The organism is Streptomyces sp. (assembly GCF_031178505.1).
Taxonomy (GTDB): domain Bacteria; phylum Actinomycetota; class Actinomycetes; order Streptomycetales; family Streptomycetaceae; genus Streptomyces; species Streptomyces gulbargensis.
In genome coordinates, this window is sequence record NZ_JAPSIW010000309.1 from 1 (window position 1) to 2,948 (window position 2,948).

General features: G+C 75.8%; 2 protein-coding genes. One reads left to right on the top strand and one right to left on the bottom strand.

Annotated elements, in window-relative coordinates; genetic code table 11:
- Nucleotides 1-141: 141 nt before the first annotated feature.
- Nucleotides 142-1,782, bottom strand: a complete 1,641-nt coding sequence (locus tag RIF68_RS20110; RefSeq protein ID WP_309052676.1) for an ABC-F family ATP-binding cassette domain-containing protein — start codon at nt 1,780-1,782, stop codon at nt 142-144.
- A gap of 95 nt (nt 1,783-1,877) precedes the next feature.
- Here RIF68_RS20110 and RIF68_RS20115 point away from each other — a divergent pair, with 95 nt between their 5' ends.
- Nucleotides 1,878-2,834: an FAD-dependent oxidoreductase gene (locus RIF68_RS20115; protein ID WP_309052677.1), complete on the top strand. Its 957-nt coding sequence runs from the start codon at nt 1,878-1,880 to the stop codon at nt 2,832-2,834.
- The last annotated feature ends 114 nt before the right edge of the window (nt 2,835-2,948 follow it).

The following is a 2,948-nucleotide window of genomic DNA, read 5'->3' on the forward strand; positions in this document are numbered from 1 at the left end:
CACCGGTACGGGTGCACGGCGGCGCCGCCCTCGACCGCGACGCCGACGGCGGTCGTGAAGGACAGGACGTCCACCACGACCAGGCAGGCGGCACCGGAGCCGAGGGCTCCCGCCTCGACGGGGCCCAGCCGAAGGAGACGGTCACCGGAGTTCGGTCACCTTGCCGCCGGCGACCTCGATGCGGCGATCGGTGCGCACCGCGTCGAGCATGCGCCGGTCGTGGGTGACGAGGAGCAGGGTGCCGGTGTAGCTGTCGAGGGCGGACTCCAGCTGCTCGATCGCCGGCAGGTCGAGGTGGTTGGTCGGCTCGTCCAGGACGAGCAGGTTGACGCCCCGGCCCTGGAGCAGGGCCAGCGCGGCCCGGGTGCGCTCGCCCGGGGAGAGGGTGGTGGCGGGCCGCAGCACGTGCTCGGCCTTGAGGCCGAACTTGGCCAGCAGCGTGCGGACCTCCGCGGGCTCGGTGTCGGGGACGGCCGCGCAGAAGGCGTCGAGCAGCATCTCCGTACCGTGGAACAGCTTGCGGGCCTGGTCGACCTCGCCCACGACGACCCCGGAGCCGAGCGTGGCGTCGCCCGAGTCGAGCGGCAGACGGCCGAGGAGCGCGGCGAGGAGGGTGGACTTGCCGGCGCCGTTGGCGCCGGTGACGGCGACCCGGTCGGCCCAGTCGATCTGGAGGGTGGCGGGACCGAAGTGGAAGTCCCCGCGGCGCACCTCGGCGTCGCGGAGGGTCGCCACGACCGAGCCGGAGCGCGGGGCGGCGGCGATCTCCATCCGCAGCTCCCACTCCTTGCGGGGCTCCTCCACGACGTCCAGGCGTTCGATCATGCGCTGGGTCTGCCGGGCCTTGGCGGCCTGCTTCTCGCTGGCCTCGCCGCGCAGCTTCCGCCCGATCTTGTCGTTGTCGGTGGCCTTGCGGCGGGCGTTGCGGACGCCCTTGTCCATCCAGTTGCGCTGCATCAGGGCGCGCCCTTCGAGGGCGGCCTTCTTGTCGGCGAACTCCTCGTACTCCTCGCGGGCGTGCCGACGGGCGGTGGCCCGCTCCTCCAGGTAGGCGTCGTAGCCGCCGCCGTAGAGGGTGATCCGCTGCTGGGCGAGGTCGAGTTCGAGGACCTTGGTCACGGTCCGGGTGAGGAACTCGCGGTCGTGGCTGACGACGACGGTGCCGGGGCGCAGTCCGCGCACGAAGGCTTCCAGGCGCTCCAGGCCGTCGAGGTCCAGGTCGTTGGTGGGCTCGTCGAGGAGGAAGACGTCGTAGCGGGAGAGGAGGAGGGAGGCGAGTCCGGCGCGGGCGGCCTGGCCGCCGGAGAGCGAGGTCATCGGCTGGTCGAGGCCGACGGTGAGGCCGAGGGTCGCGGCGGTCTCCTCGGCGCGCTCGTCGAGGTCGGCGCCGCCGAGGTTCAGCCAGCGTTCCAGGGCGACGGCGTAGGCGTCGTCGGCGCCCGGGGTGCCGTCCACGAGCCCCTGCGTGGCCTCGTCCATCGCGGTCTGGGCGGCGGCGACGCCGGTGCGGCGGGCGAGGAAGCCGCGCACGCTCTCGCCCTCGCGGCGCTCCGGCTCCTGCGGGAGGTGGCCGACGGTGGCGGTGGGCGGCGAGAGCCGCACCTCGCCCTCCTCGGGGGTGTCGAGTCCGGCGAGCAGCCGCAGCAGGCTGGACTTGCCGGCGCCGTTGGCGCCGACGAGGCCGATCACGTCGCCGGGGGCGACGACGAGGTCGAGCCCGGCGAAGAGGGTGCGTTCGCCGTGGCCGGCGGCGAGGTCCTTGGCGACGAGGGTTGCAGTCATCAGGGGATGCATCTTAGGCGGCGGCGACCACGGCCCCCGGCCGCGGGCTCCGCGCCCGGGGGTCGGGGGCGCCGCCGCCGGGTACGGTCCCCGCCATGACGAGCGACGTGATCGTGGTGGGGGGCGGGGTCGTCGGGCTGACGACGGCGGTGACCCTGGTGGAACGCGGCCTGCGGGTGCGGGTCTGGTCGCGGGAGGACGTGACGGCGACGACGTCGGCGGTGGCGGGCGCGCTGTGGTGGCCGTACCGGATCGAGCCGGCGGCACGGGCGGGTGCCTGGGCGGTGGAGTCGCTGCGGGTGTACGGGGAGCTGGCGGCCGATCCGGCGCGGACCGGGGTGCGATGGGCGGCGGGGGTCCACGCGGACACGGTCCTGGCCGGGCTCGGGCCGTGGGCGCGGGAGGTCGAGGGGCTGCGGCAGCTGTCGGCAGGGGAGGTGCCGGGGCCGTACACGGTGGGGATCGCGGGGCGGTTGCCGCTGATCGACATGCCGGTCCATCTGGCCTGGCTGCGGGGGCGTTTCGAGGAGGCGGGCGGGGTCTTCGAGCGGCGGTCGGTGACCGGTTTCGGGGAGGCGGCACAGCGGGCGCGGGTGGTCGTGGACTGCACGGGGCTGGGGGCCCGGGAGCTGTCGCCGGACACCGGTCTGCGGCCGGTGCGGGGGCAGTTGGTGCTGGTGGAGAACCCTGGTGTCGAGGAGTGGTTCACCGCGGCGGACGCCGCGGCGCGGGAGACCACGTACTTCTTTCCGCAGCCGGGGCGTCTGGTGCTCGGCGGGACGGCCGAGGACGGCGCGGAGAGTCTCGTCCCGGATCCCGCGACGGCGGAGGCGATCGTGGCGCGGTGTGCCCGGGTCCGGCCGGAGATCGCGGGGGCGCGGGTGCTGGGTCACCGGGTGGGGCTGCGGCCCGCGCGGGCGGGCGGGGTGCGGATCGAGGCGGTGCCGCTGCCGGGCGGCGGACGCCTGGTGCACCACTACGGCCACGGGGGCGCGGGGGTGACGGTCGCCTGGGGTTGTGCCCGCCGGGCGGCCGACCTGGTCTGCGGCTGAGTGCGGACACGGGGCGGGCGGTTCAGCGAAGAAGCGTCGGCGGACCGCCCGGCCCGGGGGCGGCGGGTCCGGCGGAGGGGAAGGGGCGGGCGGGACGCGGGCCGGGCCCCGACG